This window comes from Pantoea dispersa (assembly GCF_019890955.1).
Taxonomy (GTDB): Bacteria; Pseudomonadota; Gammaproteobacteria; order Enterobacterales; family Enterobacteriaceae; genus Pantoea; species Pantoea dispersa.
Genome location: NZ_CP082346.1, coordinates 970,556 through 996,963 on the forward strand (window position 1 = coordinate 970,556; position 26,408 = coordinate 996,963).

Here is a 26,408-nt window from a genome sequence, read left to right on the forward strand (position 1 = left end):
TAGCTGGCAATAAAAACGGTGACCATAAGGTCACCGTTTTTTTATGCCTGACATCCAGGCCGGCGCGTCGTGCACGCGCCGGTGGCAGGTTACATCAGGGTTTTCAGACGGTAAATCCACTCAAGCGCCTGTTTGGGCGTCAGGCTGTCCGGATCGAGCGCTTCCAGCGCCTCCACTGCCGGCGAGGTTTCCGCCACCAGCAGCGGCAGCTGTGAGCCCTCCACCGTTGAGCCGGCAGAACTGCCCGACAGCGCTTCCAGCTCTTTTAGCTTGTGGCGCGCACGCTTAATCACCTCTTTCGGCACACCGGCCAGCGCCGCTACGGCCAGGCCGTAGCTCTTGCTCGCGGCGCCATCCTGCACGCTGTGCATAAAGGCAATGGTGTCACCGTGTTCCACCGCATCAAGATGCACATTCACCACGCCTTCCATTTTCTCCGGCAGGGTCGTGAGCTCGAAGTAGTGGGTAGCAAACAGCGTCATGGCTTTGATGCGATTCGCCAGGCTTTCGGCACAGGCCCAGGCGAGCGACAGACCATCATAAGTGGACGTCCCGCGGCCGATTTCGTCCATCAGCACCAGGCTGTTTTCGGTGGCGTTATGCAGAATGTTGGCGGTCTCGGTCATCTCGACCATAAAGGTAGAGCGCCCGGAGGCGAGATCGTCGGCGGCACCGACACGGGTAAAGATGCGATCGATGGGGCCGATCACCGTCTCTTCCGCTGGCACATAGCTGCCGATCCAGGCCATCAGTGCAATCAGGGCCGTCTGCCGCATATAAGTACTCTTACCGCCCATGTTGGGGCCGGTAATGATCAGCATGCGACGCTGCATCGAGAGCGACAGCGGGTTGGCAATGAACGGCTCTTTCAGCACCTGTTCCACCACCGGATGGCGACCGGCGGTGATGCGAATCCCGGCTTTCTCCTGCAGCACCGGGCGGCAATAGTTGAGCGTCCAGGCGCGCTCGGCCAGGTTGGCCAGTACGTCCAGTTCTGCCAGCGCCGCGGCGCTCTGCTGCAGCGCTTCGAGGTGCGGCAGCAGGCGATCGAACAGCTCGTCATACAGGCTCTTTTCCAGCGCCAGCGCTTTGCCTTTCGACGTGAGGACCTTGTCTTCGTACTCTTTCAGTTCGGGAATGATATAGCGCTCGGCATTTTTCAGCGTCTGGCGGCGGACGTAATGGATAGGCACCAGATGGCTCTGTCCGCGGCTGACCTGAATGTAATAGCCGTGCACAGCGTTGAAGCCAACCTTCAGCGTATCCAGCCCCAGTTTTTCGCGCTCGCGAATCTCCAGGCGGTCAAGATAGTCACTAGCACCGTCGGCCAGCGCGCGCCACTCGTCCAGCTCGGCGTTATAGCCGGGTGCGATAACACCACCGTCGCGCACCAGCACTGGCGGCGATTCAATAATGGCGCTTTCCAGCAGTTCGCGCAGTTCGCTGAAATCCCCCATCCGATCGCGCAGCACATTGAGATGGGGCGCGGCCACGCCCGCTAACTGGGTATTGAGTTCTGGCAATTGCTGGAAGGCATGACGCATACGCGCCAGATCGCGCGGACGCGCGGTGCGCAGCGCCAGACGTGCCAGAATACGCTCCAGATCGCCCACCTGGCGCAGCACCGGTTGCAGTTCTTCGCTCAGCGACTGCAGTTCGGCAATTGATTCCTGGCGACGCGTGATGGTGGCCACGTCGCGCAGCGGCATATGCAGCCAGCGCTTCAGCATGCGGCTGCCCATCGGCGTGACGGTTTTATCCAGCACCGCCGCGAGCGTATTTTCGCTGCCGCCCGCCAGATTCTGGGTGATTTCCAGATTGCGCCGGGTAGCCGCATCCATAATGACGCTGTCCTGCTGGCGCTCCATACTCAGCGAACGAATATGCGGCAGCGAAGTGCGCTGCGTATCTTTGACATATTGCAGCAGACAGCCCGCCGCGCGCAGCGCCAGATGCGCCTGCTCGACGCCAAAGCCGCTGAGATCGCGCGTGCCAAACTGCAGGTTCAACTGCTGACGCGCGGTGTCGATTTCAAATTCCCACAGCGGACGCCGCCGCAGCCCGCGGCGCTGATCAATCAGCGTCATGGCCTGCAAATCCTCTGGATAGAGCAACTCTGCCGGATTGGTGCGCTGCAGTTCGGCCGCCATGGTCTCGACATCGCCCGGCTCGCTAAGGCGGAAACGCCCGGAGCTGATATCCAGCGTGGCATAGCCAAAACCGCGCTGGCTCTGGAAGATGGCTGCCAGCAGGTTATCCTGGCGCTCCTGCAGCAACGCTTCATCACTGATGGTGCCGGGCGTTACGATGCGCACCACTTTACGCTCAACCGGACCTTTGCTGAGTGCCGGATCGCCAATCTGTTCACAGATCGCCACCGATTCGCCCAGCTGCACCAGCTTCGCCAGATAGCCTTCAACGGCATGATAGGGCACGCCGGCCATCGGGATCGGTTCACCGGCGGACGCACCGCGTTTGGTCAGCGAGATCTCCAGCAGCTGCGATGCGCGTCTGGCATCGTCATAGAACAGCTCATAGAAATCGCCCATGCGATAAAACAGCAGGATGTCAGGATGATCGGCCTTCAGGCGCAGGTATTGCTGCATCATGGGGGTGTGGCCACTGAAGTCCATTTGCTCTGCTCCTTTCATCTCATTCTCACTCAGGATTCACTCTTTTGATTTCCGCTGGCTGGACAGGGGCAGCCGGGGATGGATGGTTATCACACTGGCGGATAACGAAAGGGCAGATGTTAGCATTTTTGCGCAGCCCGCTTCATCCGCCAGCCGATGTTTCTGGCTGGCGACCATATCAAATTGCGACAGGCGGTAAAAAGCAAATTTTACGCGGCGGGGAAAACTGTGGAGCCAGCGCGCAAATCCGGCGCTTAGCCGCGGCCGGGCGAGGCCGCTGCCGCGCTACATGTAAGTGTCAGTTCGGTCAGTGCACCCCTTACCTCAGCGGCGTTTTCATTACCTGGCCAGAGATATGGCTGGTCATAACTGCAGAATCACAACGGGCGTAAATTTACGACATTGCTCTGTAAGTCGCTTCGTTGAACGATTACCATGAGCATTCGTGTTTCATCTGGCTTATGGATATCCGATGCGTTTTAAGGTTGCTCTTCTTCCGCTTATTTGTTTGCTTGCTGCCTGCAGCAGTAAGCCTGCCCCCCAGCAGCAATCCGCCGTTGTGCCTGCACCGAAAGGGGGGTTTTTACTGGAACCTTCTCACGCCATTCAGCCGATGTTTGGCGACTTTGCCGGTAATCCGGCGGCGGAACAATTTATCGACCAGATGGTGGCGAAGCACGGCTTCAATCGCGACCAGCTGCATGCGGTCATTGGTCAGGCGAAGCGACTGGATTACGTGCTGCGCCTGATGGATCAACAGGCGCCGAGCTATACGCCGCCGAGCGGACCGAACGGCGCGTGGATTCGCTATCGCAATAAATTCATCACCCCGGATAACGTGCAGAACGGCGTCGCCTTCTGGAATCAGTATCAGGATGCGCTGCAGCGCGCCCAGCAGGTGTATGGCGTACCGCCGGAGATCATCGTCGGGATTATCGGGGTGGAAACACGCTGGGGTCGGGTAATGGGCAAAACCCGTCTGCTGGATGCGCTGGCGACGCTCTCGTTTAGCTATCCGCGCCGTGCCGCTTACTTCAGCAGCGAGCTGGAGACCTTCCTGCTGATGGCGCGCACCGAGCAGGACGATCCGCTGGATCTGCGCGGCTCTTTCGCCGGTGCCATGGGTTACGGCCAGTTTATGCCGTCCTCCTATAAGCAGTATGCGGTCGATTTTAATGGCGACGGCCATATCAATCTGTGGGATCCGGTGGATGCCATCGGCAGCGTTGCCAACTACTTCAAAGCGCACGGCTGGCGTTCCGGTGAAAACGTCGCCGTGCCCGCCAGCGGTCAGGCACCGGCGCTGGAGAACGGTTTCAAAACCTCTTATTCAGTGAATACGCTGGCGGCCAGCGGTCTGGCACCGCAGGGTTCGCTGGATGGCAACAGCCAGGTCAGCCTGCTGCGGCTGGATCTCGGCACCAGCTATCAATACTGGTACGGTCTGCCTAATTTCTACGTGATCACGCGCTACAACCACAGCACGCACTATGCCATGGCGGTATGGCAGCTGGGGCAGGCGGTCGCCCAGGCGCGTCAGGGCAACATGCTTTAATACTGTCCTTATAAAGTATGAGGGTATAAGATGGCGCCCGTTTTGCGGTGCCTTCTTCATCGCATACCGACCACTGAGGAATATGTATGACGACTTTACCTGCCTGCCCGGCCTGCCAGGCAGACTACACCTGGCAGGAGGGTGATAACCTGAACTGCCCCTCCTGCGGCCATATCTGGTCCGCCAGCGCGGATGACAGCAGCGAAGGGCTGGTAGTGCGCGATGCCAACGGTAACCTGCTGGCAGATGGCGATAGCGTAACCGTAGTGAAAGATCTCAAGGTGAAAGGCAGCTCTTCCACCCTGAAAATCGGCACTAAAGTGAAAAGCATCCGTCTGGTTGAAGGTGACCACAATATCGATTGCAAAATCGACGGCTTCGGTCCGATGAAACTCAAATCTGAGTTTGTGAAAAAGAACTAATTGCAGGACGGCGATGCGCCGTCCTGTTGCTTTTCCCCGCAGGATGCGGAAGTAATGACATCCGCGCCCGTGCGCGCTATCACCTCGCCTGAGCCTGCAGCACCTGACTCCGCTGCGCCATCCACACTTTTTCGGCAACCGCACTTTTCTCTTCGCACCTCGCGCAGCAAAACAGGTAGTGTGTGACTCTTCCACACAGACAGGAGCGTTGCTATGCAAGACTGGAATCCCCAGCTGTATCGTCAGTTTGAATCTGAGCGTACGCGTCCGGCACAGGAGTTGCTGGCGCGTATTCCCGTCAACGAGGTGCGCTTTGCTACGGACCTGGGATGTGGCCCGGGCAACAGCACGGAACTGCTGGCGCAGGCCTGGCCGCAGGCGCACATCACCGGCATCGATAGCTCTGAGGCGATGCTGGAACAGGCGCGGCAACGCCTGCCGGACTGTGATTTTCTTCAGGCCGATATCCGCAGCTGGCAGCCTGAGCAGCCGCAACAGGTCATTTATGCCAACGCGTCACTGCAATGGCTGACCGACCACGAAACCGTGTTGCCGCATCTGGTAAACCAGCTGGCACCGGGCGGTGCACTGGCGGTGCAAATGCCGGATAACCTGCAGGAGCCGTCGCATCGTCTGATGCGTGAGGTGGCCGCCAGCTCACGCTGGCAGGCGCATATTTCGCCTCAGGCGGCAGAGCGCAAACGCCTGCTGAGCAGCGATCGCTACTATGATTTATTAGGCGATGCAGGCTGTCAGGTCGATATCTGGCGCACCACTTACTATCATCCGATGGCGGATGCGCAGGCGATCATCAGCTGGCTGCGTGCCACCGGGTTGCGTCCGTTCCTTGCCGCGCTGGATGAGGCGCAGCAGGCGGACTTTTTACACGACTATCATCAGGCGCTGCTGCCCGCTTACCCGACGCGCAGTAATGGACAGGTTTTGCTGGCCTTTCCGCGTTTATTTATGGTGGCGGTGAAAACGCGCTGACCCTGCCGGAACGCAGCGCGCAAAATGCGACGGCGGCGGTTGAAAAGGGCTTGTTGCCGCACCATTTACTGCTAACGTGAAGCGCCACAACAGGAGAAGGCGATGAACGACGAACAACTTCAGCAGCTCAGCCGACGTATTGGCGAACAGCTCAGGCATCGTCAGGCGACGGTGACGGCGGCGGAGTCCTGTACCGGCGGCTGGATTGCCAAAGTGTTTACTGATATCAGCGGCAGTTCGGCGTGGTTTGAGCGCGGCTTCGTTACCTATAGCAATGAGGCCAAGCAGCAGATGGTTGGCGTGCAGGCGGCGACGCTGGCGCAGCACGGTGCCGTCAGTGAGCAAACGGTACGCGAAATGGTGACCGGTGCCTGTGCCGCAGCCGGTGCTGGCTATGGTATTGCGGTGAGCGGCATCGCCGGACCGGATGGCGGCACGGCAGAAAAGCCGGTCGGTACCGTCTGGTTTGCGCTGGCAGGTCCGGAGGGCCGCGTGCTGGCACAGCGCCAGCAGTTTACCGGCGATCGCGATGCTGTCCGGCGTCAGTCGGTCAGCTGGGCGCTGCAGGCGCTGCTGGATGAATTTCTGACAAATTAAACTTGATACTGTATGACTATACAGTATAATTAGCGGCAACAGAACGAGCAGGCATACACGGTGCCCGCTCACCCGGCATGATTAGGAGTGGAAATGGCGATTGACGAGAACAAACAGAAGGCTTTAGCTGCCGCGCTGGGCCAGATTGAGAAACAATTTGGTAAAGGCTCCATCATGCGCCTGGGTGAAGACCGCTCGATGGATGTTGAAACCATCTCTACCGGCTCCCTGTCGCTGGACATCGCGCTGGGCGCAGGTGGCCTGCCAATGGGCCGTATCGTTGAGATCTACGGACCTGAGTCCTCCGGTAAAACCACGCTGACCCTGCAGGTCATTGCTGCTGCGCAGCGTAAAGGCAAAACCTGTGCCTTTATCGATGCCGAGCACGCGCTGGATCCGGTATACGCCAAGAAACTGGGCGTCGACATTGATAACCTGCTGTGTTCGCAGCCGGATACCGGTGAGCAGGCGCTGGAGATCTGTGATGCGCTGGCCCGTTCGGGTGCGGTAGACGTGATCATCGTTGACTCCGTGGCGGCGCTGACGCCGAAAGCGGAAATCGAAGGTGAAATCGGTGATTCGCACATGGGTCTGGCTGCGCGTATGATGAGCCAGGCGATGCGTAAGCTGGCTGGTAACCTCAAGCAGTCCAACACGCTGCTGATCTTCATCAACCAGATTCGTATGAAGATTGGTGTGATGTTCGGTAACCCGGAAACCACCACCGGTGGTAACGCCCTGAAATTCTACGCCTCCGTGCGTCTGGATATCCGCCGTATCGGCGCCATTAAAGAGGGCGACGAAGTGGTGGGGAGCGAAACCCGCGTTAAAGTGGTGAAGAACAAAGTGGCAGCACCGTTTAAGCAGGCTGAGTTCCAGATCATGTACGGTGAAGGCATCAACACCTTCGGCGAGCTGGTTGACCTCGGCGTGAAGCACAAACTGGTGGAAAAAGCCGGTGCGTGGTACAGCTACAACGGCGATAAAATCGGCCAGGGTAAAGCGAACGCCACCAACTTCCTCAAAGAGAACCCGGCGATTGCCAATGAGCTCGACGTTAAGCTGCGTGACATGCTGCTGACCGGTGCAACGGCGGAAGCGGCGACAGCGGATAGCGCGGCTGATAAATACGAAGAGGCCAGCGAAACCAACGAAGATTTCTAACCATACTCACGGGAGCAGCAATGCTCCCGTTTTGCTTTTTCCCGCCCGTGCTTTTCCTCTCTGCCTTCTTGCTTTACCCTGCGCAACAGTCACAACAAGGTAATCCTATGTCATCGACCTCATCACAGGCTCCGGAGCCAACCTTTTCCCGGGTACTCGATCGTGCCATGCGTATTTTGTCGCAGCGCGACCATAGCCGCGACGAGCTGAAACGCAAACTGCAGCTGAACAATCAGCGTGCGGCCTGGCTGCAGCAAAAGGAGAGCCAGCCGATACCGGAAGCGCTGCTGGAGAAAGTGCTCGACTGGTGTCAGGAGAATGGCTGGCTCAACGACCAGCGTTTTACCGAACGCTTTATTCAGAGTCGCGCGCGCAAAGGCTATGGTCCACAGCGGGTGCGCATGGAGCTGCAGCAAAAAGGTATCGACCGCGATGAGATCAACCAGGCGCTATTCGATAGCGAGGTTGACTGGAGCCAGTGCGCGGCCGAGGTCGCTAAACGTAAATTCGGCGAACCGCTGCCGCAAAGCTGGGCGGAAAAAAGCAAAGTCCAGCGCTTTCTGATGTCGAAAGGCTTTATGATGGAAGACATTCAGGCGATTTTCAGAAATATTGACGACTGAAAGGCGATGGGATTTTACTTCCCATTGAAGAAAATTTATCTTATTCCCACTTTTTGTTCCTCAGTCAGTGGCGGGCCGGGCGCATGCGGTTTGCCAGCGAAAGGGAACGTTCGTTAGCGTGATTCCAGGAATTTTATGAGCAAGAGCACTGCTGAGATCCGTCAAGCGTTTCTCGACTTTTTTCATAGCAAGGGACATCAGGTTGTAGCCAGCAGCTCCCTCGTACCAAACAACGATCCGACGTTGCTGTTTACTAACGCCGGCATGGTGCAATTTAAAGACGTTTTCCTTGGTCAGGACAAGCGCGATTATTCGCGTGCCACCACGTCGCAGCGCTGCGTGCGTGCCGGCGGTAAGCACAATGACCTGGAAAACGTCGGCTACACCGCGCGTCACCACACCTTCTTTGAAATGCTGGGCAACTTCAGCTTTGGCGACTACTTCAAGAAAGAAGCCATTGCCTACGCCTGGGAACTGCTGACGGGCGAGCAGTGGTTTAAGCTGCCGAAAGAGCGTCTGTGGGTAACCGTATACGAAACCGATGACGAAGCCTTTGAAATCTGGGCTAATGACATCGGCGTACCGCGCGAACGTATTATCCGCATTGGCGATAATAAAGGCGGCGCTTACGCCTCTGACAACTTCTGGCAGATGGGTGACACCGGCCCTTGCGGTCCGTGCACCGAAATCTTCTACGATCACGGCGACCATATCTGGGGCGGCCCTCCGGGCAGTCCGGAAGAGGATGGCGATCGCTATATCGAAATCTGGAACATCGTGTTCATGCAGTTCAACCGTCAGGCCGACGGCACCATGCAGCCACTGCCGAAACCGTCGGTGGATACCGGTATGGGCCTTGAGCGTATCGCCGCGGTACTGCAGCATGTGAACTCCAACTATGAAATCGATCTGTTCGCGAAGCTGATTAACGCGGTGGCGCAGGTAACCGGTGCCACCGATCTGAATAACAAATCACTGCGCGTGATCGCCGACCACATCCGTTCATGTGCCTTCCTGATTGCTGATGGTGTTATCCCGTCGAATGAAAACCGTGGCTATGTGCTGCGTCGCATCATTCGTCGCGCGGTGCGTCACGGCAACATGCTGGGCGCGAAAGAAGCGTTCTTCTACAAACTGGTGGCTCCGCTGATCGAGGTGATGGGCGCAGCAGGTGAAGATCTCAAGCGTCAGCAGAAGCACGTTGAGAACGCCCTGAAAAATGAAGAAGAGCAGTTTGCTAAAACGCTGGAGCGCGGCCTGGCACTGCTGGACGACGAGCTGGCGAAGCTGAAAGGCGACACCCTCGACGGCGAAACGGTTTTCCGTCTGTATGACACCTTCGGCTTCCCGGCGGACCTGACTGCTGACGTATGCCGTGAGCGCAATCTGAAGATTGACGAAGCGGGCTTTGAAGCGGCGATGGAGCAGCAGCGTCAGCGTGCGCGTGAAGCCAGCGGCTTCGGTACCGATTACAACACGGTTATCCGCTTTGATACGCCGACTGAATTCAAAGGTTACGACCACCTGTCGCTTGAGGCGACGGTGCAGGCGCTGTTTGTGGACGGCCAGCAGGTTGAGCAGGTAGCTGCCGGGCAGGATGCGGTGGTGATTCTGGATCAGACTCCGTTCTACGGTGAGTCTGGCGGCCAGGTGGGCGATACCGGCGTTCTGACCGGGCAAAATGCTGAATTTAGCGTGCAGGATACGCAAAAATATGGCAAAGCCTTTGGTCATATCGGTAAGCTACGCCAGGGTCAGCTGCGGGTGGGCGATCGCCTGCAGGCGCAGGTCGATGAAGTGCGTCGTTCGCGCATCATCCTTAACCACTCCGCGACGCATCTGATGCACGAAGCGTTGCGCGAAGTGCTGGGCGATCACGTTGGCCAGAAAGGCTCGCTTAACAACGACAAGTACCTGCGTTTTGACTTCTCACACGGCGAAGCCATGAAGCCGCAGCAGATTCGTGCGGTTGAGGATATCGTTAACGCCCAGATTCGCCGCAACCTGCCTATCACCACTAACGTGATGGACCTGGAAGAGGCGAAAGCGCTGGGCGCCACCGCGCTGTTCGGTGAGAAGTACGATCAGCGTGTGCGCGTGGTCAGCATGGGCGAATACTCCATTGAGCTGTGTGGCGGTACGCACGCGGCCCGCACCGGTGACATCGGCCTGTTCCGCATTCAGGGCGAAGCCGGCACGGCGGCGGGTATTCGCCGTATCGAAGCGGTGACCGGTGAAGCGGCGATTGCACAACTGCACGCGCAGAGCGATCAGCTAACCGATATTGCTCAGGTGGTGAAAGCCAACCACAGTAATCTGAACGAGAAAGTGCGCGGACTGGTAGAAAACGTGCGTGCGCTGGAGAAAGAGCTGCAACAGCTACGCGATCAGCAAGCGGCGCAGGAAAGCGCTTCACTGAGTAGCAAAGCGGTTGAGGTGAAGGGCGCGAAACTGCTGGTAAGCGAACTCAGCAATGTCGAGCCAAAAATGCTGCGCACGATGGTGGACGATCTGAAAAATCAGCTTGGTTCTGCTGTCATCGTACTGGCAACCGTTGCAGAAGGTAAGGTGTCGCTGATTGCTGGCGTCACCAAAGATCTGACCGATCGGGTGAAGGCCGGTGAGCTGATTGGCGAACTGGCTGCGCAGGTCGGCGGTAAAGGCGGCGGGCGTCCGGACCTGGCGCAGGCTGGCGGAACCGACGCCCAGGCACTTTCTGGCGCGCTGGCTGGCGTGCCGGAGTGGGTGAGTAACCGGCTGTAACGAAATAAAATTAAGCATCGTGAAGAGCGCCAGGAACATCCGTTTCGGCGCTTTTTAACGCGGTGTGCACCAGGTAATGACAAAGTCCGGTTGATGTAGTGTATTTCGGCTAAACTAACTATCAGCAGAATGTATTGGCATGGCAGAACACAATGGTGTATTTGTCATAGGCATTGTTCAGCGTTATATGATGGATATGGCCGGGAGACCGAACAGGCCCGACTCTTTTAATCTTTCAAGGAGCAAAGAATGCTTATTCTAACTCGTCGAGTTGGTGAAACCCTCATGATTGGTGATGAGGTAACTGTAACGGTGCTGGGTGTTAAGGGTAACCAGGTCCGCATAGGCGTAAACGCGCCAAAAGAAGTGTCGGTTCACCGTGAAGAGATCTATCAGCGCATCCAGGCTGAAAAAACACAGATTACACCTCAATAACGTATTCAGTGCCTCGCTATGTGGCGAGGCGCTACCGCTTCTCTTCCTCCCGTCGTTGTTTTTATCCGTTCACGCTCTCCTGTTTTTTCCGCGAATTATGTCGGCTGCCGCACGCTTTTACTGTTGATAAATCACTCTTTTTGTCGGCAAAACATGCGGATTGCACGTCATTTGCGCAATCAAACCTGAATCGGTAAAAAGTCGGGAAAAATTGTTTGACTTATAAGTCCGGGAAAGTAATATGTGCGCCACGCAGTGCCGATGAGCGGAAACAAAGTTCAAAAGCACGGTTCGCAAGAACGCGTAAGGTGAGGTGGCCGAGAGGCTGAAGGCGCTCCCCTGCTAAGGGAGTATGCGGTCAAAAGCTGCATCCGGGGTTCGAATCCCCGCCTCACCGCCATTTTCCGATGCATCCATAGCTCAGCTGGATAGAGTACTCGGCTACGAACCGAGCGGTCGGAGGTTCGAATCCTCCTGGATGCACCATCTTTTTCGGGATGGAAAGTGCCTCAGTGTGTCATGAAGCGATGAGCTTTCAGGGTGTACTAAGGAGGATAACGTTGCTACAGCAACGGCCCGCAGGGTGAGGCGCAAGCCGAATAATCCTCCTGGATGCACAATCTTCGGATATGGTATTTACTTCAGAGTAGTAAGAGTGAACGAGCAGTTCCTTTCATGGTGAGTTGTTAGCACCCTGCGTTGTACAAGAATCATTTAATGCATCCATAGCTCAGCTGGATAGAGTACTCGGCTACGAACCGAGCGGTCGGAGGTTCGAATCCTCCTGGATGCACCATTCTTTGTATCATTCCCAGGTTGATTTCAGTTAGTCCATCGTAAGAAAATCTCTCAATGCATCCATAGCTCAGCTGGATAGAGTACTCGGCTACGAACCGAGCGGTCGGAGGTTCGAATCCTCCTGGATGCACCATCTTCTCCGAGATGGAAAGTGCCTCAGTGTGTCATGATGCGATAATCGTTCAGGACGTGCTAAGGAGGATAACGTTGCTTTAGCAACGGCCCGTAGGGTGAGGCGCAAGCCGAATAATCCTCCTGGATGCACCATTCTTTGTATCATTCCCGGATTGATTTCAGTTAGTCCATCGTAAGAAAATCTCTCAATGCATCCATAGCTCAGCTGGATAGAGTACTCGGCTACGAACCGAGCGGTCGGAGGTTCGAATCCTCCTGGATGCACCATCTTCTCCGATTTGGAAAGTGCCTCAGTGTGTCATGATGCGATAATCGTTCAGGACGTACTAAGGAGGATAACGTTGCTTCATCAACGGCCCGCAGGGTGAGGCGCCAGCCGAATCATCCTCCTGGATGCACCATCATCTAAAGATTAGATTTGTCATCAGCTCAGTTCTGACATCGCAACTCTTCATTCCTGACCCGATTCAACATCCGCATTCCGAAAGATTTTCTCACGCGCCGTCTCCATCAAAAAATCACTGCATTTACCGCCATTTATCGCCGGTCGCGCGCTCTGACCTTATTCTGAAAACGAAAATTGCTAATGCTTTCAAAGCATTTGCGGTTAAGCCTGCCTGGCGACAACCTGAGCGCATTACGCTAAAGTAATGGCTCATTTTGTGGTGTTAATGGAGACACAATGTACGACCACTATGACGCCCTGATTTTCGATATGGACGGCACCATTCTTGATACCGAGCCGACACATCGAAAAGCCTGGCAGCAGGTGCTGAGCCGCTATGGTTTCACCATGGACGAAGCAAAGATGGTGGCATTCAACGGGGCACCCACCTGGCAACTGGCCCGCTACATTCTGGAACAGAATCAGGCACAGCACGATCCGCATCAGCTGGCGGCAGAGAAAACGGCGGCATTGAAAGCGATGCTGCTGGAAGACGTGCGTCCGCTGCCGCTGATGCAGGTGGTCAAAGCCTATCATGGTCGCCGTCCGATGGCGGTTGGCACCGGCAGCGAACACAGCTTAGCCAAAGCGCTGCTGGAAGCGCTCAACGTTTATCATCTGTTTGATGCGGTAGTCGGTGCGGACGATGTCCAGCGTCATAAGCCGCAGCCTGATACCTTCTTACGCTGTGCAGAGCTGATGGGCGTTGCGCCTGCGCGCTGCGTGGTCTTCGAGGATGCTGACTTTGGCGTGCAGGCGGCTAAAGCGGCGGGCATGGATGTGGTTGATGTCCGTTTACTGTGAATGAATTTCTGACGTATGGATCGTTATTCGGCAGTAGCTTTCTGAGTGCAACGCTGCTTCCGGGCAGCTCAGAAGCGGTGCTGATTGCGTTATTGATCGCCCAGAAAGGGTCGGTCTATGGATTGTTACTGGCTGCATCAGTGGGAAACACGCTGGGCGGCCTGACCAACATTCTTCTTGGTCGCCTGATGCCAGCAACAGGGCAGGGGCGATGGCACGACACAGCAATGACGTGGCTACAACGATGGGGACCCGCAGCGCTGCTGTTTAGCTGGCTGCCAGTGGTGGGCGATTTACTCTGCGTGCTCGCAGGGTGGTTGCGCTTCTCCTGGCTGCCCTGCGTGCTGTTTCTCGCCCTGGGTAAAACGCTGCGTTATATCGTTATCGCGACCGCCACTTTACAAGGTATGCAATGGTGGCATTGATTCGCACAGATTCGAGGCTACGGTTAACATTATGCTGAACAAAAATAAATTATTCACACAGCGGGAGGTTAATGTGATCCCGGACGTATCAAAAGCGCTCTCCTGGCTGGAAGCGCATCCCGACGCGTTAAAGGGTATCGGCCGTGGCATTGAACGTGAAACACTTCGCGTCCAGCCGAATGGTCATCTGGCTACCACTGGCCACCCTGAATCGCTGGGTTCAGCGCTGAAGCACGACTGGATTACCACCGATTTTGCTGAAACGCTGCTGGAGTTCATCACCCCGGTGGATCAGAACATCGATCGCTCCCTGGCGTTTCTGCGTGACATCCACCGTCACGTGGCGCGCGAGCTGGGCGACGAGCGCATGTGGCCGTTCAGTATGCCGGGCTATGTTGAAGATGTGGACAACATTGAGCTGGCGCAGTACGGCAGCTCCAATATCGGCAAAATGAAAACCCTGTATCGTCAGGGGCTGAAAAACCGCTACAGCGCGCTGATGCAGATTATTTCTGGCGTGCACTATAACTTCTCGCTGCCGCTGTCGTTCTGGCAGGAGTGGGCGGATGTCAAAGACGCGGAGAGCGGCAAAGAGACCATCTCGGCGGGTTATCTGCGCCTGATTCGCAACTACTATCGCTACGGCTGGGTGATTCCTTACCTGTTTGGCGCTTCGCCAGCCATCTGCTCTTCCTTCCTGCAGGGACGGGAAAGTAAGCTGCCGTTCGAAACCAACGGCGAAGGAACATTGTGGCTGCCGTATGCCACGTCGCTGCGCCTGAGTGATTTGGGCTACACCAATAAATCACAAAGCGGGCTGGGCATTACCTTCAATTCGCTGGAAGGGTATGTCGCTGCGCTGAAAGCGGCGATCAAAACACCGTCTGCCGAATATGCGGCGATGGGCACCAAAGACGCGGAGGGCAACTGGCTGCAGCTCAATACCAACGTGCTGCAAATCGAGAACGAACTGTACGCACCGATTCGTCCAAAACGCGTGACCCGCTCGGGTGAGGCGCCGTCCGATGCGCTGCTGCGCGGCGGCATTGAGTACATTGAAGTGCGTTCGCTGGACATCAACCCGTTCTCTGCCATCGGTGTGGACGCCGATCAGGCGCGCTTCCTCGATCTGTTCCTGATTTGGTGTACGCTGGCCGATGCGCCGGAGATGAGCGCAGATGAGCTGCTGTGCAGCCGGAAAAACTGGAACCGCGTGGTGCTGGAAGGGCGCAAGCCGGGTCAGGTGATCGGCGTGGGCTGCAGTGATACGGAACATCTGCTGGTTGATGTCGGTAAAGCGCTGTTTGCCGATCTGCGCCGGGTGGCTGAAGTGCTGGATAGCAACGACGGCAGCACGCAATATCAACAGGTTTGCGATCAACTGGTAGCGTCGTTTGACGATCCTGAGCTAACCTATTCGGCGCGCATTCTGCAAGCCATTAAAGAGCAGGGGCTGACCGGAGCCGGCGTGGCGCTGGCCGAGCAGTATCGTCATCTGCTGTGCGAAGAGCCGCTGGAAATTCTCACCGAAGCCGATTTTAGCCGTCAGGCGCAGGAGTCAGTGCTGAAACAGCAGCAGCTGGAGCAGAGTGATACACTGGATTTTGCCAGCTATCTGGCAGGTCGCGAAGGCTAGAAAAGAAAATGGCCACATCACTGTGGCCTAAATTAACATCTCTGTTGTCAGGGATGATGATAACAAATGCGCGTCTTTCATATATTCAGACGTTGGGCGAACAGAAAAGTTTCATCGTTTTAAAAAAAATCTCAAAACAGGAGGTGACGTATGCCACTACTGGATAGTTTTACTGTTGATCACACCATCATGGGCGCGCCAGCGGTACGCGTGGCGAAGACCATGAACACTCCGCATGGCGATACCATCACCGTTTTCGATCTGCGTTTCTGCCGTCCGAATATCGACATCCTGACCGAACGCGGCATCCACACGCTGGAGCACCTGTTCGCGGGCTTCATGCGTAACCACCTCAACGGTGACGGCGTGGAAATCGTCGATATCTCACCGATGGGCTGCCGCACCGGCTTCTACATGAGCCTGATTGGTACGCCAGACGAGCAGCGCGTGGCAAAAGCGTGGAAAGGCGCGATGGAAGATGTGCTGAAGGTAAAAGATCAGAACCAGATTCCGGAACTGAACGAATACCAGTGCGGCAGCTACAAGCTGCACTCGCTGGACGAAGCGCAGCAGATTGCGCGCAACGTGCTGGCGCACGACATTGGCGTCAACCGTAACGAAGATCTGAAGCTGCCGGCTGAAAAGCTCAAAGAGCTGCAACTCTAGTTGCCGCTTCAGCCATAAAAAACGCCGCGATTATCGCGGCGTTTTGTTTTTATCGTCTCAGGAACCGATGGACGCTTTCAGCGGCTGATGCGGCGTGATGCGCACCTGCTTCACCATGTTGTCCTGCACATCAAGAATATCAATGTCGTAAGGGCCAACCTGTACTTGCGTGTCCATCTGCGGGATCTCTTCCAGCGCTTCCAGCAGCATACCGTTGATGGTGCGCGCTTCCTCTTCCGGCAGCGTCCAGTTGAAGGCCTTATTGATTTCCCGCACGTTGGCGCTGCCTTCAATCAGCACCGAACCGTCGTTTTGCGGCATCACTTCTTCGGCCAGTGACGGTGACATAGAGGTGGTAAAGTCGCCGACGATCTCTTCCAGAATATCTTCGATGGTAACCAGTCCTTTGATGTCGCCGTACTCATCGATCACCAGCCCCACTTTCTTCTTATTGCGCTGGAATTTTACCAGCTGCACGTTAAGAGGCGTACCTTCCGGCACGTAGTAGATTTCATCGGCAGCGCGCAGCAGTCGCTCTTTATTGAACTCTTTTTTCTCGGCCATCATGCGCCACGCTTCGCGCACGCGCAGCATGCCGACGCTATCGTCCAGTGAGTCGCGGAACAGCACAATACGGCCATGCGGTGAGTTGCTGAGCTGACGCTCGATCGACTTCCACTCATCGTTGATATTGATGCCGACGATCTCATTGCGCGGCACCATGATGTCGTCAACGTTGACCTTCTCAAGGTCCAGCACCGACAGCAGCATGTCCTGGTTGCGGCGCGACATCAGCGAGCGGGATTCATACACGATGGTGCGCAGCTCTTCTTTGCTGAGGGCGGAGTTAATCGACCCTTCGGTCTTAATGCCTACCATGCGCATCAGAATGCGGGTAATGGTATTGAGCAGCCACACCAGCGGCAGCATCACGTACTGCAGCGGCGCCAGCAGAAAACTGCTGGGGTACGCGACTTTTTCCGGATAGAGCGCCGCAACGGTTTTGGGCAGCACTTCGGCAAACACCAGCACCACGAAGGTCAGCACGCCGGTGGCGATGGCCACGCCGGCATCGCCGTACAGGCGCATACCGACAATGGTGCCGAGCGCCGAGGCGAGAATATTCACGAGGTTGTTACCGATCAGCACCAGGCTAATCAGACGGTCGGGGCGACGCAGCAGTTTCTCAACGCGACGCGCGCTGCGGTTGCCGCTTTTGGCTTTGTGGCGCAGTTTGTAGCGGTTGAGCGTCATCATGCCGGTCTCTGAACCCGAGAAGTAGGCCGAGACCAGCACCATAATGATCAGCGTGATAATGAGCGTGGTGGTTGAAACATGTTCCAACGCAAAAATTCCTTTAGTGAGAGGTGAGCAGGTGCTGCAGAACGCGGCTGCCGAAATAGGCCATGGTCAGCAGCAGCGCACCGCCGCAGTTGAACCACACCACACGGCGACCGCGCCAGCCTTCATGATAGTGGCCCCACAGCAGCACGATGTAGACAAACCAGGCGATAATCGACAGCACCGCTTTATCAATGTTTTCCGGGCTGAACAGATTATTCATAAAGAACAGGCCGGTACACAGCACCAGCGTCAGCAATACCACGCCAATCTGCGTGATGTGGAACATCTTACGCTCGATGCTGAGCAGCGGCGGCATATCCTGGGTAAACGTCAGCTTTTTGTTCTTTAACTGATAGTCGATCCACGCCAGCTGCAGCGCATACAGCGCCGCGATGATCAGCGTGGCATAGGCAAACAGCGACAGACCGATATGCACCATCATGCCAGGGGTGGTCTCAAGATGGGTGATAAAGGCGTTTGGCACAAAGGTGGCGAAGGCCAGATTGATCAGCGCAAAACTGTAAACAATTGGCAGCAGCAGCCAGCCGCGATTGCGCGACGCGACGATAGTCATGATGGCGCAGATGAGCAAACTGACCAGCGAACCAATATTCAGCAGGCTAAGATTTTGTCCATTATCGACGGCAAATATGCGTTGCTGCAGCGCTACCGCATGGGCAATCAGCGCCACGCAGGCGGATAACACGGCAAAACGCCGCCAGCCGCTATTGCGTTTCAGCAGGCTCGGAATGATCAATGCAAGACTGAGAGAGTAGGCGAACAGCGCCACGATCGCGAAAACGAACATAGATCCTTTCAGGTGTCGGTCAGATAAGGAAAAAAGCAGTATAGCGCCAGCGGCAGCAGGCTCCAAACGATCTCACGGTCAATTGCAGAGATCGGCCTGGCTTCGTGTTATAATCCGCCGCATTGTGTCGCCCTGGCGGCCTCGCTACGCTATTAAGTGAGAGAGCATGTTTGATAATTTAACCGATCGTTTGTCGCAAACCCTGCGCAATATCAGTGGCCGCGGAAGGCTGACCGAAGACAACATCAAAGATACGCTGCGCGAAGTGCGTATGGCGCTGCTGGAGGCCGACGTTGCGCTGCCGGTAGTGCGCGATTTCATCAACCGCGTGAAAGAAGCCGCGGTAGGTCAGGATGTAAACAAAAGCCTGACGCCGGGTCAGGAGTTTATCAAAATCGTGCGCAACGAACTGGTTGCGGCGATGGGGGCCGAAAATAACGCGCTGAACCTCAATGCTCAGCCGCCGGCCGTGGTGCTGATGGCGGGCCTGCAGGGTGCAGGTAAAACCACCAGCGTCGGTAAGCTCGGTAAATTCCTGCGCGAAAAGCACAAGAAAAAGGTGCTGGTGGTGTCTGCGGACGTCTACCGCCCGGCGGCGATCAAACAGCTGGAAACCCTGGCGCAGCAGGTCGGTGTGGATTTCTGTCCGTCCGACCTCAGCCAGAAGCCGGTGGATATCGTTAACAACGCGCTGAAAGAAGCGCGTCTGCAGTTCTATGACGTGCTGCTGGTGGATACCGCCGGTCGTCTGCACGTTGACGAAGCGATGATGGATGAGATCAAACAGGTGCACGCCGCGATCAATCCGGTTGAAACGCTGTTTGTTGTCGATGCCATGACCGGTCAGGATGCCGCCAATACCGCGAAAGCGTTCAACGAAGCGCTGCCGCTTACCGGTGTGATCCTGACCAAAGTTGACGGCGATGCGCGCGGCGGTGCGGCGCTGTCGATTCGTCACATCACCGGCAAGCCGATCAAATTTATGGGGATGGGCGAGAAGACCGATGCGCTGGAGGCTTTCTATCCGGACCGTATCGCATCGCGCATTCTCGGCATGGGCGACGTGCTGTCGCTGATTGAAGATATAGAGAGCAAAGTTGACCGCGAGCAGGCGGAAAAGCTGGCGAAGAAGCTGAAAACCGGCGACGGTTTCGATCTTAACGACTTCCTGGAGCAGCTTAAGCAGATGCGCAACATGGGCGGCATGGCTAGCCTGATGGGCAAACTGCCGGGCATGGGCCAGCTGCCGGATAACGTTAAATCGCAGATGGATGACAAAGTGCTGGTGCGCATGGAAGCCATCATCAATTCGATGACGCGCAAAGAGCGTGAGAAGCCAGAGATCATCAAAGGTTCGCGCAAGCGCCGTATCGCTACCGGTTCCGGTATGCAGGTGCAGGACGTCAACCGGCTGCTGAAGCAGTTTGATGATATGCAGCGCATGATGAAGAAAATGAAGAAGGGCGGCATGGCCAAAATGATGCGTGGCATGAAAGGCATGATGCCGCCAGGATTCCCCGGCCGCTAAGGCGACACAGCCCGAACCAGAAAAGTGAGACACTCAGGTTGCTTTTTGCGCCAAAATGAGTAAAATTTTCGGGCTTTTTATATTGCACCCGGGCCCCGTTCCTCGATGGGGCCCGGTTGTTTTATTAACTAAAGAGGATGTTATGGTAACCATTCGTTTGGCACGTCACGGCGCTAAAAAGCGTCCGTTCTATCAGGTCGTCGTCACTGACAGCCGCAATGCTCGCAACGGTCGTTTCATCGAGCGCGTAGGTTTCTTCAACCCGATCGCTTCTGGTCAGGCTGAAGGTCTGCGTCTGGATCTGGACCGTATTGAGCACTGGGTTGGCCAGGGCGCAACGCTTTCTGATCGCGTTAACGCGCTGATCAAAGAAGCAAAAAAAGCAGCTTAATCTGTCACGGTGGTGAGCATGAGCAGTAAACCTGCCGCACAGCCTCCCGTTAACCCAATCATTCTGGGCAAAATGGGTGCCGCTTACGGAATTCGGGGTTGGCTCAAAGTGTTTTCCTCCACTGAAGACGCTGAAAGCATCTTCGACTATCAACCCTGGTTTATCCAGCGCGCCGGTCAATGGCAGCAGGTCGAGCTTGAGGGTTGGAAGCACCACAATCAGGACCTGATCATCAAAGTCAAAGGCATTGACGATCGGGACGCTGCGGCACAGTTGACCAATTGCGAAATTACGGTTGACTCCACGCAGCTGCCGGCGCTGGAAGAGGGCGATTACTACTGGAAAGACCTGATGGGTTGCAAAGTGGTAAACCTCGACGGCTACGAGATGGGCAAAGTCATTGATTTGATGGAGACCGGCTCGAACGACGTTCTCGTCGTAAAGGCAAACCTGAAAGATGCATTCGGTGTACAGGAGCGGTTAATACCGTTTCTTGATGAACAGGTTATCAAGAAAGTCGATCTCGCTACTGGCACCATTGAAGTAGACTGGGATCCTGGTTTTTGATCTCCGGACAATCCGGTAACGTAACGGCGAACGCGATGTGGATTGGTGTTATTAGCCTGTTTCCAGAGATGTTTCGCGCTATTACCGAGTACGGGGTAACTGGCCGGGCAGTAAAAAATGGCCTGCTCAACATAGAGAGCTGGAGTCCACGTGACTTCACGCACGACCGGCACCGTACCGTGGACGATCGTCCTTACGGCGGCGGACCGGGTATGTTGATGATGGTGCAACCCTTACGGGATGCTATCCACGCAGCGAAAGCGGCGGCGGGAGAAGGCGCTAAGGTGATTTATCTTTCACCTCAGGGTCGCAAACTTGACCAGCAAGGCGTTTGCGAACTGGCGACCAGCCAGAAGTTAATTCTGGTTTGCGGTCGTTATGAAGGGATAGATGAGCGTGTGATTCACACTGAGATTGATGAAGAATGGTCAATCGGTGATTACGTGCTCAGTGGCGGTGAGCTGCCAGCAATGACGTTAATTGACTCGGTCGCCCGGTTTATTCCTGGCGTGCTGGGGAAACAGGCGTCAGCCGATGAGGATTCGTTCTCGGAAGGTTTGCTGGATTGCCCGCACTATACCCGACCTGAAGTGTTAGAAGGGATGGAGGTTCCGCCAGTTCTGCTGTCGGGCAACCATGCCGATATTCGCCGCTGGCGCCTGAAACAGTCGCTGGGCCGTACCTGGCTAAGAAGACCTGAACTTCTGGAAAACCTGGCTCTGACTGAAGAGCAAGCAAGGTTGCTAAGTGAGTTCCAGCGGGAACATCAGCAGCAACAAAACGATGAGGTGGAAGAGTAATCTTCCCTGACTATCAGTTTACCCAGGATAAGAGATTTAATTATGAGCAACATTATCAAGCAACTTGAACAAGAGCAGATGAAACAGGACGTACCTTCCTTCCGTCCGGGTGATTCCGTGGAAGTGAAAGTATGGGTCGTTGAAGGTTCTAAGAAACGTCTGCAGGCATTCGAGGGCGTGGTTATCGCTATTCGTAACCGCGGTCTGCACTCTGCATTCACTGTTCGCAAGATTTCTAACGGCGAAGGCGTTGAGCGTGTCTTCCAGACTCACTCTCCGGTAATTGACAGCATTACTGTCAAACGTCGTGGTGCTGTGCGTAAAGCCAAACTGTACTACCTGCGTGAGCGTACCGGTAAGTCAGCTCGTATCAAAGAGCGTCTTGGCGCGTAAGCGACATCCCAAAGTTAATAGCAAACAAGGGGTTGGCCATAAGGCCAGCCCCTTTTTTTATGGGCGTCTGAGGTGATAGATCGCCGTGTTGACCGGACCGCTCTCCAGCACAATCAACCCGTAGCGGTAATCCACAAACGAGAAGCCGCTGCGCAGGGCCACGGCGCGGCTGGCGTGATTCTCTTCTGCAGCAAGAATCTCCAGCACAGTAATGTGTGGCTGGGCGAACGCCAGATTCACCAGCTGTGCCACTGCCCGGCGGGCAACGCCCTGTTGCTGCGCCTCGCTGCGAACCCAGTAGCCCAGCGCACTGAACTCACCGGGCTGGCGCGCATAACGTAAGCCAGCACCGCCCAGCAATCGATCGTTGCCATCGACAATCGCGAACTCTTCAGCTTCACCCTTTTGACGCTGCAGATGGGTGAAATTGATCCAGCTCACGGCTTCATCGACGCTGTAATCTGTGTGTGCCCATACCATCCACGGCAGCAGGCTGTTCAGAGACTGATTAACGGCATGCGTAAACGCTTCAGCATCCTGCAGAATAAAAGGACGCAGGGCGACTTCAGGGATGGACATAGAGCGATCCTGAACTAATTAAATGGATAACAGCATGTTAGCGATATCGTAAGGAAAAAACATCTGGCCTGGCCAGATGGGTGTAATTATAAATTTACAGTGGTGTTTGGTGGATCTTACAGGCTCTAATGTTGTTAAGTTAATGATTTATATATTTTAATTAACTTGAATTTTGTGGTCTAAAAGGTAGTGGTAATAAAAGTGTACATGCATGGATTGCATGATTTACATGCTGTGGTAAAGTAAGCGTCATCCTCAGTGAGGATCGTAAAACCGCATAACGAGTGAAAAAGGATCGCCATCATGCAAAAAGACGCGCTGAACAATGTGCATATCGCCGACGAACAGATTTTAATCACGCCACAGGAACTGAAAGCGAAGTTCCCGCTGACTGCGGCGCAGGAAGCGCAAATTGCCGCTTCCCGCCAGACCATCGCGGATATCATCGCGGGTCGCGATCCGCGTCTGCTGGTGGTGTGCGGTCCCTGCTCGATCCACGATACCGAAGCCGCACTGGATTACGCTCGTCAGTTACAAACACTTTCTGCACAGTTGAAGGATCAGCTGTATATCGTTATGCGCGTCTATTTTGAAAAACCCCGTACCACCGTCGGCTGGAAAGGGTTAATCAACGATCCTTATATGAACAACTCATTTGATATGGAAGCCGGCCTGCACATTGCGCGTCAGCTGCTGGTCAATCTTGTGGAAATGGGCCTGCCGCTGGCCACCGAAGCGCTCGACCCCAATAGCCCGCAATACCTCGGCGATCTGTTTAGCTGGTCGGCGATTGGGGCGCGTACCACAGAATCGCAGACGCACCGTGAAATGGCGTCTGGCCTGTCGATGCCGGTGGGTTTCAAAAACGGCACCGATGGCAGCCTCGGCACCGCAATCAACGCCATGCGCGCCGCCGCGATGCCGCACCGCTTTGTCGGTATTAACCAGGCCGGTCAGGTATGCCTGCTGCAAACCCAGGGCAACCCGGATGGTCACGTGATTCTGCGCGGCGGTAAAGCGCCAAACTACGGCCCGGAAGATGTCGCGCAGTGCGAAAAAGAGATGCTGAAAGCGGGACTGCGTCCGGCCTTAATGATAGATTGCAGCCATGGCAATTCTAACAAAGACTATCGCCGTCAGCCTGGCGTAGCCGAATCGGCTATCGCGCAGATTAAAGATGGAAACCGCTCCATCATTGGCCTGATGCTGGAAAGTAATATTCACGAAGGCAACCAGTCTTCTGAGCAACCGCGTAGCGAGATGAAGTACGGGGTTTCCGTCACTGATGCCTGCATCAACTGGGAAACCACTGAAACTTTGCTGCGTGAAATCCATCGGGATCTGCAGGGAGTGCTGTCGGCGCGTCTGTCACACGAGGTGTAATGAGTCATGGTGGCTGAACTGACCGCGCTGCGCGATCAAATTGATGAAGTAGATAAAGCCCTGCTGGGGCTACTGGCGAAACGACTGGCGCTGGTGGCCGAAGTCGGCGAAGTCAAAAGCCGCTACGGTTTACCGATTTATGTGCCTGAGCGCGAGGCCAGTATGCTGGCGTCGCGTCGTCAGGAAGCGGAAGCGCTCGGCGTGTCGCCGGACCTGATCGAAGATGTACTGCGTCGTCTGATGCGTGAATCCTATGCGCATGAAAATGACAAAGGCTTCAAAACGCTGTGTCCTGAACTGCGTCCGGTGGTGATTGTCGGCGGCGGCGGTCAGATGGGACGTCTGTTCGAGAAGATGCTGACGCTCTCCGGCTATCAGGTGCGTATTCTTGATAAAGATGACTGGCCGCGCGCGGATGAACTGCTGCACGATGCGGGCATGGTGATCATCAGCGTGCCGATCCATCTGACCGAACAGATCATTGCCGATCTGCCAGCGCTGCCTGATGACTGCATTCTGGTGGATCTGGCGTCGGTGAAGAACCGTCCGCTACAGGCGATGCTGGCGGCGCACAGCGGCCCGGTACTGGGACTGCATCCGATGTTCGGTCCGGACAGCGGCAGCCTGGCGAAGCAGGTGGTGGTATGGTGCGATGGCCGTCAGCCGGAAGCCTATCAGTGGTTCCTGGAGCAGATTCAGGTGTGGGGCGCGCGCTTACACCGCATCAGTGCGGTTGAGCACGATCAGAACATGGCGTTCATTCAGGCGCTGCGCCACTTCGCCACGTTTGCTTACGGTTTGCATCTGGCGGAAGAGAACGTCAATCTGGATCAACTGCTGGCGCTGTCCTCGCCTATCTATCGCCTCGAACTGGCGATGGTGGGACGGCTGTTCGCGCAGGACCCGCAGCTGTACGCCGACATCATCATGTCGTCGGAAAGTAATCTGGCGCTGATTAAACGCTACTATCAGCGTTTTGGTGAAGCCATCACGCTGCTGGAGCAGGGCGATAAACAGGCGTTCATCAACAGCTTTGAGCGCGTGGAACACTGGTTTGGCGACTATGCGAAACGCTTCCTCGTCGAGAGCCGCAGTATGCTGCGCTCCGCCAACGACAGTCGCCAGTAATGATTAAGGCATCCGCGAGGATGCCTTTTTGTTTTACAGACGCGGCTCTACCGGTACCACGTTCTCACCCGGGTAACAGCCCAGCACCTTCAGTGAACGTGTGAGCGCGCGCAGTTCGTCCAGCGCCTGCTGCATGTTCTCTGACTGCAAATTGCCCTGCACATCAATGTAAAACATCTCTTCCCATGGGTTACCGTTGATTGGCCGGTTTTCCAGCTTGCTCATGATCAGGTTGTGATTACGCAACACCAGCAGTGCTTCAACCAGCGCGCCGGCCTGCTGGCCCGTCGCCATAATCAGCGTGGTTTTGGCCGGCACCTGGCTGGAGACTTCAATCGGTTTACGCGCGAGCACAATGAAGCGGGTATGGTTCTGCTGCTGATTCGCCAGGTTGCGCTCCAGCACTTGCAGACCATACAGCTCACCGCCGGCTTCACTGCCCAGCGCGGCCACGTGCGGCGAGTTCATCGCGGCTACTTTCTCCATCGCCGCCGCCGTGCTCTCGGTATATTCGATTTTCCACTGCGGGAAGCGGTTGATGAACTGGCTGCACTGCTGGAACGGCTGCGGATGGCTATACACGGTTTCAATCTGCTGCAAATCGGTATTACCGCTGACCAGCACGCAGTGTTCGATAGGAATGGTCAGCTCGCCGACGATCGACAGCGACGTTTGCTGCAGCAGATCGTATACATCATTGATCGAGCCGGAACTGGTGTTCTCAATCGGCATCACCGCGTAATCCGCCTGACCGCTTTCAACCTGCTGAATGATGTCGTGGAATTTCAGACACCCCATTTCCACCATCGAATCGAAGTGGCGCGTGGCGTATTTACGGGCGGCAAGGTGCGAATAGGAGCCTTTTGGGCCGAGGAAGGCGATGCGCGGCGCGTGCGCATGTGGATGATTCAGGTTTTTCTGCAGCAGCGCCTGCTGGGTCAGCACCGAATCCTCAATCACTAACTGAAACAGGCGCGTGATGTAGTGCGCATCCAGCTGATTTTTTTTACCCAGCGCGATGAGGTTTTCCAGCAGGGCGCGTTCGCGCTCGACGTCACGAATCGGGCGATGGGTGGCCAGCTTGGCCTGCGCTACCTCAACGGCCAGCGCGCGCCGTTCAGCCAGCAGCGTTAACAGCCTGGCATCGACGGCGCTGATCTTATCGCGTAACGCCAGCAGCGGATTCTCGGGATTCATAGGGCTCACCTGTAAAATGTCCAATAAAAAAGCCTCCCGGTTGGGAGGCTTTGTTGTTCGTCTTCGCATTCATTTTCACACGACGAATCGCCTCCCAATCAGGGGAAGGTAAAAAAGAATGCGAAGAAGAACGGCAGCAGTTTCATGATCAATTCCGGCAATAAAGTGGACTGAGAGTAACCGCACAGCTTAAAAGCTG

25 protein-coding genes, 5 tRNA genes and 1 other annotated feature are annotated in these 26,408 nt (G+C 55.8%); of the genes, 24 read left to right on the top strand and 6 right to left on the bottom strand.

Annotated elements, in window-relative coordinates:
* Positions 1-89 precede the first annotated feature (89 nt).
* Positions 90-2,633, bottom strand: a complete 2,544-nt coding sequence (mutS, locus tag K7H94_RS04400) for a DNA mismatch repair protein MutS (protein ID WP_058759752.1) — start codon at positions 2,631-2,633, stop codon at positions 90-92.
* A 472-nt stretch (positions 2,634-3,105) separates the two neighbouring features.
* Here mutS and mltB point away from each other — a divergent pair, with 472 nt between their 5' ends.
* The 17 genes from mltB to luxS all read left to right on the top strand — a co-directional run bounded on the left by mltB (position 3,106) and on the right by luxS (position 16,091).
* Complete coding sequence (mltB, locus tag K7H94_RS04405; protein WP_031279678.1) at positions 3,106-4,188, top strand: lytic murein transglycosylase B; 1,083 nt, start codon at positions 3,106-3,108, stop codon at positions 4,186-4,188.
* Between the two features lie 86 nt (positions 4,189-4,274).
* Positions 4,275-4,610, top strand: coding sequence for a zinc ribbon domain-containing protein YjdM (locus K7H94_RS04410; RefSeq protein WP_088516493.1), 336 nt, complete (start codon positions 4,275-4,277; stop codon positions 4,608-4,610).
* A gap of 213 nt (positions 4,611-4,823) precedes the next feature.
* Positions 4,824-5,600, top strand: coding sequence for a trans-aconitate 2-methyltransferase (tam, locus tag K7H94_RS04415; RefSeq protein WP_222951714.1), 777 nt, complete (start codon positions 4,824-4,826; stop codon positions 5,598-5,600).
* A gap of 102 nt (positions 5,601-5,702) precedes the next feature.
* Complete coding sequence (pncC, locus tag K7H94_RS04420) at positions 5,703-6,197, top strand: nicotinamide-nucleotide amidase (protein ID WP_010616727.1); 495 nt, start codon at positions 5,703-5,705, stop codon at positions 6,195-6,197.
* Positions 6,198-6,290: 93 nt separating this feature from the next.
* Positions 6,291-7,361: a recombinase RecA gene (gene recA / locus K7H94_RS04425; protein ID WP_021507334.1), complete on the top strand. Its 1,071-nt coding sequence runs from the start codon at positions 6,291-6,293 to the stop codon at positions 7,359-7,361.
* 107 nt (positions 7,362-7,468) lie between these two features.
* The gene (locus K7H94_RS04430) at positions 7,469-7,984 is read left to right on the top strand and encodes a regulatory protein RecX (RefSeq protein WP_245001399.1); all 516 of its coding nucleotides are present in this window, start codon (positions 7,469-7,471) and stop codon (positions 7,982-7,984) included.
* Positions 7,985-8,119: 135 nt separating this feature from the next.
* Positions 8,120-10,747, top strand: coding sequence for an alanine--tRNA ligase (gene alaS / locus K7H94_RS04435; protein WP_141496288.1), 2,628 nt, complete (start codon positions 8,120-8,122; stop codon positions 10,745-10,747).
* Between the two features lie 249 nt (positions 10,748-10,996).
* Positions 10,997-11,182: a carbon storage regulator CsrA gene (gene csrA, locus K7H94_RS04440; RefSeq protein WP_058759760.1), complete on the top strand. Its 186-nt coding sequence runs from the start codon at positions 10,997-10,999 to the stop codon at positions 11,180-11,182.
* Positions 11,183-11,489: 307 nt separating this feature from the next.
* Positions 11,490-11,582: transfer RNA gene (locus K7H94_RS04445), tRNA-Ser, on the top strand.
* Positions 11,583-11,591: 9 nt separating this feature from the next.
* Positions 11,592-11,668: transfer RNA gene (locus tag K7H94_RS04450), tRNA-Arg, on the top strand.
* Between the two features lie 233 nt (positions 11,669-11,901).
* Positions 11,902-11,978: transfer RNA gene (locus K7H94_RS04455), tRNA-Arg, on the top strand.
* Between the two features lie 58 nt (positions 11,979-12,036).
* Positions 12,037-12,113 (top strand) — tRNA-Arg (locus K7H94_RS04460).
* Between the two features lie 192 nt (positions 12,114-12,305).
* A tRNA-Arg gene (locus K7H94_RS04465) sits at positions 12,306-12,382 on the top strand.
* Between the two features lie 415 nt (positions 12,383-12,797).
* A complete protein-coding gene (gene yqaB / locus K7H94_RS04470; RefSeq protein WP_058771641.1) occupies positions 12,798-13,364 on the top strand; it encodes a fructose-1-phosphate/6-phosphogluconate phosphatase in 567 nt (188 codons plus the stop codon).
* Complete coding sequence (locus K7H94_RS04475; RefSeq protein ID WP_021507330.1) at positions 13,361-13,789, top strand: YqaA family protein; 429 nt, start codon at positions 13,361-13,363, stop codon at positions 13,787-13,789. Before yqaB ends, K7H94_RS04475 begins: the two co-directional genes overlap by 4 nt.
* A 31-nt stretch (positions 13,790-13,820) precedes the next feature.
* The gene (gene gshA, locus K7H94_RS04480) at positions 13,821-15,425 is read left to right on the top strand and encodes a glutamate--cysteine ligase (RefSeq protein WP_021507329.1); all 1,605 of its coding nucleotides are present in this window, start codon (positions 13,821-13,823) and stop codon (positions 15,423-15,425) included.
* Between the two features lie 150 nt (positions 15,426-15,575).
* Positions 15,576-16,091, top strand: coding sequence for an S-ribosylhomocysteine lyase (gene luxS, locus K7H94_RS04485; protein WP_010617126.1), 516 nt, complete (start codon positions 15,576-15,578; stop codon positions 16,089-16,091).
* 57 nt (positions 16,092-16,148) lie between these two features.
* Here the strand turns inward: luxS and K7H94_RS04490 are convergent, their stop codons facing one another.
* Entirely contained in the window at positions 16,149-17,435 is a 1,287-nt protein-coding gene (locus tag K7H94_RS04490; RefSeq protein ID WP_222951715.1) for an HlyC/CorC family transporter, read from the bottom strand.
* Positions 17,436-17,448: 13 nt separating this feature from the next.
* Complete coding sequence (locus K7H94_RS04495) at positions 17,449-18,243, bottom strand: cytochrome C assembly family protein (protein ID WP_010617128.1); 795 nt, start codon at positions 18,241-18,243, stop codon at positions 17,449-17,451.
* Positions 18,244-18,409: 166 nt separating this feature from the next.
* Between K7H94_RS04495 and ffh the strand changes: the two genes are divergently transcribed.
* The 5 genes from ffh to rplS all read left to right on the top strand — a co-directional run bounded on the left by ffh (position 18,410) and on the right by rplS (position 21,922).
* Positions 18,410-19,771 (top strand): signal recognition particle protein, encoded by a 1,362-nt coding sequence (gene ffh / locus K7H94_RS04500; protein WP_021507327.1) that lies wholly within the window; start codon positions 18,410-18,412, stop codon positions 19,769-19,771.
* A gap of 142 nt (positions 19,772-19,913) precedes the next feature.
* Positions 19,914-20,162: a 30S ribosomal protein S16 gene (rpsP, locus tag K7H94_RS04505; RefSeq protein WP_007893313.1), complete on the top strand. Its 249-nt coding sequence runs from the start codon at positions 19,914-19,916 to the stop codon at positions 20,160-20,162.
* 18 nt (positions 20,163-20,180) lie between these two features.
* Complete coding sequence (rimM, locus tag K7H94_RS04510; RefSeq protein ID WP_021507326.1) at positions 20,181-20,729, top strand: ribosome maturation factor RimM; 549 nt, start codon at positions 20,181-20,183, stop codon at positions 20,727-20,729.
* 35 nt (positions 20,730-20,764) lie between these two features.
* On the top strand, positions 20,765-21,529 hold the full coding sequence (gene trmD, locus K7H94_RS04515) for a tRNA (guanosine(37)-N1)-methyltransferase TrmD (RefSeq protein ID WP_021507325.1): 765 nt from the start codon (positions 20,765-20,767) through the stop codon (positions 21,527-21,529).
* Positions 21,530-21,571: 42 nt separating this feature from the next.
* Complete coding sequence (gene rplS / locus K7H94_RS04520) at positions 21,572-21,922, top strand: 50S ribosomal protein L19 (protein ID WP_021507324.1); 351 nt, start codon at positions 21,572-21,574, stop codon at positions 21,920-21,922.
* 57 nt (positions 21,923-21,979) lie between these two features.
* Here rplS and K7H94_RS04525 read toward each other — a convergent pair whose 3' ends face one another.
* Positions 21,980-22,501, bottom strand: coding sequence for a GNAT family N-acetyltransferase (locus tag K7H94_RS04525; RefSeq protein ID WP_127834475.1), 522 nt, complete (start codon positions 22,499-22,501; stop codon positions 21,980-21,982).
* Positions 22,502-22,804: 303 nt separating this feature from the next.
* On the opposite strand from K7H94_RS04525, the gene K7H94_RS04530 reads away from it, so the two are divergent.
* Complete coding sequence (locus K7H94_RS04530) at positions 22,805-23,884, top strand: 3-deoxy-7-phosphoheptulonate synthase (RefSeq protein ID WP_021507322.1); 1,080 nt, start codon at positions 22,805-22,807, stop codon at positions 23,882-23,884.
* Positions 23,885-23,890: 6 nt separating this feature from the next.
* Complete coding sequence (gene tyrA, locus K7H94_RS04535; protein WP_021507321.1) at positions 23,891-25,012, top strand: bifunctional chorismate mutase/prephenate dehydrogenase; 1,122 nt, start codon at positions 23,891-23,893, stop codon at positions 25,010-25,012.
* Positions 25,013-25,045: 33 nt separating this feature from the next.
* On the opposite strand, the gene pheA is transcribed toward tyrA, so the two are convergent.
* Together pheA and pheL are read right to left on the bottom strand one after the other, a co-directional pair.
* Positions 25,046-26,209, bottom strand: a complete 1,164-nt coding sequence (gene pheA / locus K7H94_RS04540; protein ID WP_222951716.1) for a bifunctional chorismate mutase/prephenate dehydratase — start codon at positions 26,207-26,209, stop codon at positions 25,046-25,048.
* Between the two features lie 22 nt (positions 26,210-26,231).
* Positions 26,232-26,356: a sequence feature (Phe leader region), on the bottom strand.
* A complete protein-coding gene (gene pheL, locus K7H94_RS04545) occupies positions 26,308-26,355 on the bottom strand; it encodes a pheA operon leader peptide PheL (RefSeq protein WP_121497579.1) in 48 nt (15 codons plus the stop codon). (Overlaps the previous feature by 48 nt.)
* Positions 26,357-26,408: the final 52 nt, after the last annotated feature.

Bases quoted from the DNA above. Each gene is read 5' to 3' on its own strand.
- mutS (WP_058759752.1), bottom strand. From the start codon at position 2,633: ATGGACTTCAGTGGCCACACCCCCATGATGCAGCAATACCTGCGCCTG.
- mltB (WP_031279678.1), top strand. From the start codon at position 3,106: ATGCGTTTTAAGGTTGCTCTTCTTCCGCTTATTTGTTTGCTTGCTGCC.
- K7H94_RS04410 (WP_088516493.1), top strand. From the start codon at position 4,275: ATGACGACTTTACCTGCCTGCCCGGCCTGCCAGGCAGACTACACCTGG.
- tam (WP_222951714.1), top strand. From the start codon at position 4,824: ATGCAAGACTGGAATCCCCAGCTGTATCGTCAGTTTGAATCTGAGCGT.
- pncC (WP_010616727.1), top strand. From the start codon at position 5,703: ATGAACGACGAACAACTTCAGCAGCTCAGCCGACGTATTGGCGAACAG.
- recA (WP_021507334.1), top strand. From the start codon at position 6,291: ATGGCGATTGACGAGAACAAACAGAAGGCTTTAGCTGCCGCGCTGGGC.
- K7H94_RS04430 (WP_245001399.1), top strand. From the start codon at position 7,469: ATGTCATCGACCTCATCACAGGCTCCGGAGCCAACCTTTTCCCGGGTA.
- alaS (WP_141496288.1), top strand. From the start codon at position 8,120: ATGAGCAAGAGCACTGCTGAGATCCGTCAAGCGTTTCTCGACTTTTTT.
- csrA (WP_058759760.1), top strand. From the start codon at position 10,997: ATGCTTATTCTAACTCGTCGAGTTGGTGAAACCCTCATGATTGGTGAT.
- yqaB (WP_058771641.1), top strand. From the start codon at position 12,798: ATGTACGACCACTATGACGCCCTGATTTTCGATATGGACGGCACCATT.
- gshA (WP_021507329.1), top strand. From the start codon at position 13,821: ATGCTGAACAAAAATAAATTATTCACACAGCGGGAGGTTAATGTGATC.
- luxS (WP_010617126.1), top strand. From the start codon at position 15,576: ATGCCACTACTGGATAGTTTTACTGTTGATCACACCATCATGGGCGCG.
- K7H94_RS04495 (WP_010617128.1), bottom strand. From the start codon at position 18,243: ATGTTCGTTTTCGCGATCGTGGCGCTGTTCGCCTACTCTCTCAGTCTT.
- ffh (WP_021507327.1), top strand. From the start codon at position 18,410: ATGTTTGATAATTTAACCGATCGTTTGTCGCAAACCCTGCGCAATATC.
- rpsP (WP_007893313.1), top strand. From the start codon at position 19,914: ATGGTAACCATTCGTTTGGCACGTCACGGCGCTAAAAAGCGTCCGTTC.
- rimM (WP_021507326.1), top strand. From the start codon at position 20,181: ATGAGCAGTAAACCTGCCGCACAGCCTCCCGTTAACCCAATCATTCTG.
- trmD (WP_021507325.1), top strand. From the start codon at position 20,765: ATGTGGATTGGTGTTATTAGCCTGTTTCCAGAGATGTTTCGCGCTATT.
- rplS (WP_021507324.1), top strand. From the start codon at position 21,572: ATGAGCAACATTATCAAGCAACTTGAACAAGAGCAGATGAAACAGGAC.
- K7H94_RS04525 (WP_127834475.1), bottom strand. From the start codon at position 22,501: ATGTCCATCCCTGAAGTCGCCCTGCGTCCTTTTATTCTGCAGGATGCT.
- K7H94_RS04530 (WP_021507322.1), top strand. From the start codon at position 22,805: ATGCAAAAAGACGCGCTGAACAATGTGCATATCGCCGACGAACAGATT.
- tyrA (WP_021507321.1), top strand. From the start codon at position 23,891: ATGGTGGCTGAACTGACCGCGCTGCGCGATCAAATTGATGAAGTAGAT.
- pheA (WP_222951716.1), bottom strand. From the start codon at position 26,209: ATGAATCCCGAGAATCCGCTGCTGGCGTTACGCGATAAGATCAGCGCC.